4 protein-coding genes and 1 pseudogene are annotated in these 6,382 nt (G+C 75.9%); all 5 read right to left on the bottom strand.

Features of this window, described 5'->3' with window-relative positions; all coding sequences use genetic code 11:
* On the bottom strand, positions 1-984 hold a 984-nt coding region (locus ABZW03_RS35260; RefSeq protein WP_355267805.1), incomplete at its 3' end, for a lysophospholipid acyltransferase family protein.
* Positions 981-1,850 carry a GNAT family N-acyltransferase gene (locus ABZW03_RS35255; protein WP_355267803.1) on the bottom strand — a complete coding sequence of 290 codons (870 nt, stop codon included), beginning with the start codon at positions 1,848-1,850 and terminating at the stop codon, positions 981-983. The genes ABZW03_RS35255 and ABZW03_RS35260, both read right to left, overlap by 4 nt.
* Positions 1,851-2,203: 353 nt before the next feature.
* Complete coding sequence (locus ABZW03_RS35250) at positions 2,204-3,592, bottom strand: serine hydrolase domain-containing protein (protein ID WP_355267800.1); 1,389 nt, start codon at positions 3,590-3,592, stop codon at positions 2,204-2,206.
* A gap of 92 nt (positions 3,593-3,684) precedes the next feature.
* The gene (locus ABZW03_RS35245) at positions 3,685-5,010 is read right to left on the bottom strand and encodes a M1 family metallopeptidase (RefSeq protein ID WP_355267797.1); all 1,326 of its coding nucleotides are present in this window, start codon (positions 5,008-5,010) and stop codon (positions 3,685-3,687) included.
* Positions 5,011-5,057: 47 nt separating this feature from the next.
* A pseudogene (locus tag ABZW03_RS35240) lies at positions 5,058-6,293 on the bottom strand (Pls/PosA family non-ribosomal peptide synthetase); the annotation flags it as partial.
* Positions 6,294-6,382: the final 89 nt, after the last annotated feature.

The following is a 6,382-nucleotide window of genomic DNA, read 5'->3' as shown; positions in this document are numbered from 1 at the left end:
GGCCCCGGCACCCACTGGCCCCACGTCTTCGCCGTGATGAAGGCCCTCGCCGACCGCTTCGGCGATCACGGCGTACGCCTCGTCGTCGCCTTCAATCGCCGCCTGCGCCGTGCGGGCCAGCTCGCGCCGGGCACCCGCCCGGGTGGGCTGCGGGCCGGGCGGCGGTATCGGCGGCAGGAAGGTCACGTCGGCGACCAGCCCGCGGGCCGCGACCACCCGGGCGAGCGAGGTGAGCAGCCCTTCGTCCCCGATGAAGGCGGGCACGCTGGTCGGCCGCCCGTCCGCCAGCCGGTAGCGGATCGTCACCGGCTGGACGTCGGCACCCGCATCCACCGCCGCCTGGAACAGCGCGGGCCGGAACCGGCCGCTCTCCCGCCCGCACCAGGTCGACCCCTCCGGGAAGACGATCACCGGATGCCCGGAGCGCAGCACCCCGGCCACCGCCGCCACGGTGTCCGGCAGGGTCCGCAGCCGGTCGCGGTCCAGGAAGACGGTGCCGCCCCAGGCGACCAGCGGGCCGAGCACCGGCCACCGCCGGACCTCGGTCTTGGCCAGCGACCGGCCCGGCCGTCCGGCGGCGAGCAGCGGGATGTCCAGCCAGGACACGTGGTTGGCCACCACGAGCACCCCGCCGCCCGCGCCGCGAGCCGGTCCGCCCGCGCCGCGAGCTCGTCCGTCGGCCCCGTGCGCCGCTCCGCCCGCGCCGTGAGCCGGTCCGTCGACGCCGCGAGCCGCTCCGTCGGCCCCGGCGAGGTGGACGGTCACCCCGAGGCTGCGCAGCACCACCCGCGCCCAGAGCCGGACCAGCCGGTCCCGGGCGCGCTCCGGGAACAGCCGGACCGGTGCGCTGAGCACGACCCCCGCCAGCACCGCGGCCAGACAGGCCGTCAGCCGCAGCGCCCGCCGGAGGTGGGAGACCGCCGGCGAGGGGTCGGCCAGGCAGGTCTCGGGCCGGCAGGTCGCCGTGGGCAGCCAGACGCTCATGACGACGCGCCCGAGGCGGGTCCCCCGGACAGGAAGTGCCGCAGGTAGCGCGGGTCGGTGCGCTCCAGCGACAGCAGCACGTACAGGTCGGCGCAGTCGAAGTCCGGGTCGTACGCCGGCTCGCCGCAGACCCAGGCGCCCAGCCGCAGGTAGCCGCGGAGCAGGGCCGGCAGCGCGCCCCGCTCGGCGCGCGCCACCCCGGTGGCGTCCCAGCGGCGGTGCGGGGTGACCCGGTACTCCTCGGGCGCCAGGTGCTTGGCGCTGACGGTGTCCCAGACCCGGGCCGCGGTGGCGCCGCCGTCCGCCAGCTCGATCGAGCAGCAGCCGCCGACCCAGGTGTTGCCGGTGTCGGCCAGGTAGCGCGCGATGCCGCCCCACATCAGGTTGATGACGGCGCCGTTGCCCCGGTGGTCCGGGTGGATGCAGGAGCGCCCGAGTTCGACCAGGCCGGGGCGGACCGGCGCGAGCGCGGAGAGGTCGAACTCGCCGTCGGAGTACAGCCGGCCGGCCCGGCGGGCGGCCTCGGGCCGCAGCAGCCGGTAGGTGCCGACGACGGCGCCCTGCTCGCCCTCGCGGACCAGCAGGTGGTCGCAGTACTCGTCGAACGGGTCGACGTCCAGGCCGGCGACCGGGCTGTGCAGCACGGCGCCCAGCTCGGCGCCGAAGACCTGGTGGCGCAGCTGCTGGGCGGCGCGCACGTCGTCCTCGTCGCGGGCGAGCGAGACGGTGTACGCGGCAGGAGCGGCCGTGGCGGCGGGAGCGGCAGGAGCGGCCGTGGCGGCGGGCCGGGGGCGGGGCGCGGGGACCGCCGGGGCGTCGTGGGTGGGGGCGACTGCGGACGGAGCGTACGTGGGGACGGTGGTCATGGCGGACCCTCCAGGGCAGCACGATCGGCGGTGCCGAGGATCGCCAGGGCACCGTCCCGGTCCGCAGGCGGTTGGGCATGGACGCGAACCGGTCCCCGTATGTCTCTCCGAGTCGGTTGGCATTTATGTTGCCGCCCGGGGGAGCGCAGATGTGCACCTGTTGAATGGGACCACCCGTGGCCCGGTGGCCACCTTCCCGGCACCGGGCGCTCGTCCGCCGGGGGTGGACAACACCCGCCACGGGGGCGTACGGCCGTACCGCACACCCCCCGTGGCGCATCCGCGCGGTCACGCCGCTGGCGTCACCGTCCCGTCGCCGCGGCGCTGTTGCGGCGACGAGCGCGGCGAGCGGCTCAGTACGCCCGCCAGCCCTCCGGGTCGACCCCGCCGGGGACGGCACCCGCCGGGCCGTACGGCTCGCGGGTGTAGACGAAGGAGCCGACGTCCAGGTGGCTGACCGTGCCGTCGGGGTGGCGGACCACCCGCAGGGTCTCGCCCGCGTAGTAGTTCTCCAGCCCGGTCCAGGTGCCGTCCGGCTCGGGCCGGAAGCGCGAGCCCCGGCCGGTGCCGGTGAGCGGGGTGAGCTCCAGCACCCGCCCGGGCCGCAGCCGCAGGGCGGACGGTGCGGCGCCCCAGTACCAGGGGCCGGTGAGCTCCAGCAGCTCCGCGTCCACCTCGGCCAGCGGGCGCCACGGCTCGGGCAGCCGGGGCTCCAACTCGGCGGTGAGCGCGATCAGTTGGGCGGCCAGCGGCGCGGCGCTGAGGCCGTTGGCGGAGTTGGTGGCGTTGGCGAGGGCGTACGCGGCCAGTCCGTCCGCCTCGCTGATCCACAGGCCCGCCGTGAAGCCGGGCATCGAGCCGGTGTGCCCGTACAGCAACCGGCCCTCGTGGCGGCGCAGTTGCAGGCCGAGGCCGTAGCCGCTGGTCCACTCGGAGTCGTCCGGGGCGACGGCCGGGCGGCGCATCTCGGCGACGGTGCCGGCGGACAGCACCTTGTCGTGGCCGGCCGACAGGAAGGCCGCCCAGCGGGCCAGGTCGGCGACGGTGGACCAGAGTTGGCCGGCCGGGCCCATCAGCCCGGTGTCGGCGAGCGGCTCGGGCAGCATGACGTCGGCCCAGGGGTGGACGGCGAAACCGCCGGCGTGCGGGTGCTCGGGCAGCAGCGTGGTGCGGTCCATGCCGAGCGGGGCGAGCACCTCGCGGCGCAGCACCTCGCCCCAGGGCTCGCCGCGCAGCCTCTCCACCAGGGCGCCGAGCAGCGCGTAGCCGGGGTTGGAGTAGTGGTGCACCCGGCCGGCCGGGTGCTTCAGCGGCTTCTCGGCCTCCAGGAGGTCGCCGAGGCCGGGCCGCAGCGAGCCCTCGGTCCGCTCCCACCACGGGCCGGGCGTCTCGGCGGTCAGCCCGGAGGAGTGCGAGAGCAGTTGGGCGACGGTCGCGTCGGCGGCGGGCGTGCCGGGCAGGTGGCGGGCGAGGGGGTCGGCGAGGTCGAGCAGGCCCTCGTCGCGCAGCCGCAGCACCAGGACGGCGACGAAGGTCTTGGTGAGCGAGCCGATCCGGTACTGGACGTCCGGGGTCGGCGCGTGCCCGTCGACCATGCTGCGGGCGCCGCTCCACACCGGCTGCCCGTCGCGCAGCACCCCGGCGACCATCGAGGGCGTGCGCCCCTCGGACTGGGTGACGGCGAGCCGGTGCAGCAGGGCGCGGCGGGTGGCGGGCAGCAGTTCGTGGGGCAGGTCGGTCATGTGGGCATCTGAACTCATCGACATGTGAACGGACATTAGCCCAGCTCAGCCCCGGGGCCGACCGAATAACCCTGCGTGACGCCGCGCCCGGCTCAGTCCGGCAGCGCCGGCAGTTCCGGCCGCTCCAGCCACGCCTCGAAGAGCGGCCCGAGCGGGGCGGCGGTGTACCGGGCGGCGTGCGCCCGCAGGTCGGCGGTGGTGACCACGCCGTGCCGGTTGGCGCTCGCCCAGTCCCGCAGCATCGCGAAGAACGCGTCCTCGCCGAGCGCCCGCCGCAGCGCGTGCACCACCAGCCCGCCGCGCTGGTACAGCCGGTCGTCGAACATCAGCTTCCGGGTCGGGTCGCCGAGCCGCAGGTCCTGCGGCAGCCCGGCCAGCAGCCGGTGCGCGGCGGCGGCGTGCACGGCCGCGCCCGGGCCGCCGGCGTGCTCGGACCAGAGCCACTCCGCGTACTTGGCGAAGCCCTCGTTGAGCCAGATGTGCCGCCAGTCGGCGATCGTGACGCTGTTGCCGAACCACTGGTGGGCCAGCTCGTGGGCGATCAGCCGCTCGCGCTCCCAGCCGCCGCCGAGGTGGTTGGTGCCGAAGGTGGCGAGGCCCTGCGCCTCCACCGGGACGTCCAGCTCCTCGTCCGCGACCACCACCGCGTACTCGCCGAACGGGTACGGGCCGAAGACCTCGCCGAAGTACGCGGCCATCTCCGGCTGCCGGGCGAAGTCCCGGGCGAACGCGGCGGTCAGCCGCTCCGGCACGTAGCCGGTCTGCGGCACCGCCGGGCGCACCGCCAGCGGCACCGGCCGGTAGTGCCCGATCGAGACCGTCACCAGGTAGGTCGGGGTGGGCGCGCTCTGCTCGTACACCCAGGTGGTGCTGGACGCCCGGGTGGTGCGGGTCAGCAGCCGGCCGCTGGCCACCACGGTGAACGGGGACGGCGTGGTGACCGCCAGCTGGTAGGTGGCCTTGTCGGCGGGCCGGTCGTTGCACGGGAACCAGGACGGCGCGCCGACCGGCTGGCTGGCCACCAGCGCGCCCTCGGTCAGCTCCTCCCAGCCCAGGCCGCCCCACGGGCTGCGCACCGGGCGCGGGTTGCCGGTGTAGTGCACCTCGACGGTGAACGCCGCGCCCGGCGCGAGCTCCCTGGCCGGGCGGATCCGCAGCTTGCCGCCGCGGTGGGTGTAGCGGGCGGCCCGGCCGTCGACCAGCACCCGCCCGATCCGGAACTCGGCCAGGTCGAGCGCGAACTCCGCCAGCGCCGCGTCCGCCACCGCGCTCAGCCGGGCCGAGCCGGCCAGCCGGTTGGGCCCGGGCCGGTAGTCCAGCGCCAGCTCGTAGCGGTGCACCCGGTAGCGGTGGTCGCCGCTGTTCGGGAAGTACGGGTCCGGGGCGCCGGCGGCCGCCGGGAGGTGCTTGGGCTTCACGGGGACGTGCGCTTCCTGCGGGCCGGGACGGGGGGACGGGGAGGTGGTCACGACGTGGTCTGCCACGCCTCGATCGGGTTGCCCAGCCACCGCGTGTCGGCGGGGACGGACTCGGCGCGCATCACCAGCGAGGCCGGGCCCAGCGTGCTGCGCGCGCCCACCGTACTGCCGGGCAGCACGATGCCGCCCGGGCCCAGGGTGGCGCCCTCGCGGAGGACCACAGTATCCATCCGCATGATCCGGTCGTGGAAGAGGTGCGTCTGCACCACGCAGCCCCGGTTGACCGTGACCCCGTCGCCGAGGGTGACCAGGTCCGCCTCCGGCAGCCAGTAGCTCTCGCACCAGACGCCGTGCCCGATGTGCGCGCCGAGCGAGCGCAGCCACAGGTTCAGCACCGGGGTGCCCGGCACCGCGCCGACCAGCCACGGCACCGCCAGCATCTCCACGAAGGTGTCCGCCAGCTCGTTGCGCCACACGAAGCCGCTCCACAGCGGGTGCTCCACCGCCCGGAACCGTCCGACCAGCAGCCACTTGGCCGCCGCCGAGACCAGGCAGGCCACCAGGCCGGCCGCCAGCAGCACCGGGCCGGAGAGCAGCGCGGCGGTCAGCGGCGAGCCGGCCGCCAGCCAGGACAGCGCCGCCACGGTCAGCAGGCCCAGCGCCGCCGAGGCCAGCACCGGCACCAGCCGGCCCACCTCGACCAGCCCGCGCGCCCACAGCAGCCGGGCCGGCGGCTCGTAGGTCAGGCTCTGGTCGGCCCGGTCCGCGGAGCGCGGCAGCCGCACCGGCGGCATGCCCAGGTACGAGCCGCCCTTCTTCGCCTTCGCCGGGGTCGCCGACAGCACGCCCACCAGGCCGCGCTTGGGCACCGAACGACCCGGTGCCGTCATCCCCGAGTTGCCGAGGAACGCCCGGTCGCCGACCTTCGCCTCGCCGAGCCGCACCCAGCCGCCGCCCAGCTCGTACGGGGCCATCAGGGTGTCGTCGGCCAGGAACGCGCCGTCGCCGACCGTGGTGAGGCTGGGCAGGGCCAGCACCGTGGACACCTCCGCGCCCCGGCCGACCCGCATCCCGAGGGTGCGCAGCCACAGCGGCGTGACCAGCCCGGCGTAGAGCGGGAACAGCACCTCGCGGGCCCGGTCCATCAGTTGGGTGACGGTCCACGCCTGCCAGCCCACCCGGCCGTGCAGCGGGTGCGTCCCGGGCACCAGGCCGATGCTCAGCAGCCGGACCAGCACCACCAGCTGCGCCGCGTACACCGCGCCGAACGCCAGCGTGGCAGGGAAGCCGGGGCCGACCCGTCTGTTAGCGTTGACATCTCAACACTAGGAAGAGGTTCGTTGATATGTCAACGCCCAATGGGGCCAAGCTC

The sequence above is a fragment of the Kitasatospora sp. NPDC004799 genome, from assembly GCF_040609095.1.
Classification (GTDB): Bacteria; Actinomycetota; Actinomycetes; order Streptomycetales; family Streptomycetaceae; genus Kitasatospora.
The sequence above is the reverse complement of the archived record's forward strand: the minus strand, read 5'-3'. Positions and strand labels throughout refer to the sequence as shown.

Bases quoted from the DNA above. Each gene is read 5' to 3' on its own strand.
- ABZW03_RS35250 (WP_355267800.1), bottom strand. From the start codon at position 3,592: ATGACCGACCTGCCCCACGAACTGCTGCCCGCCACCCGCCGCGCCCTG.
- ABZW03_RS35255 (WP_355267803.1), bottom strand. From the start codon at position 1,850: ATGACCACCGTCCCCACGTACGCTCCGTCCGCAGTCGCCCCCACCCAC.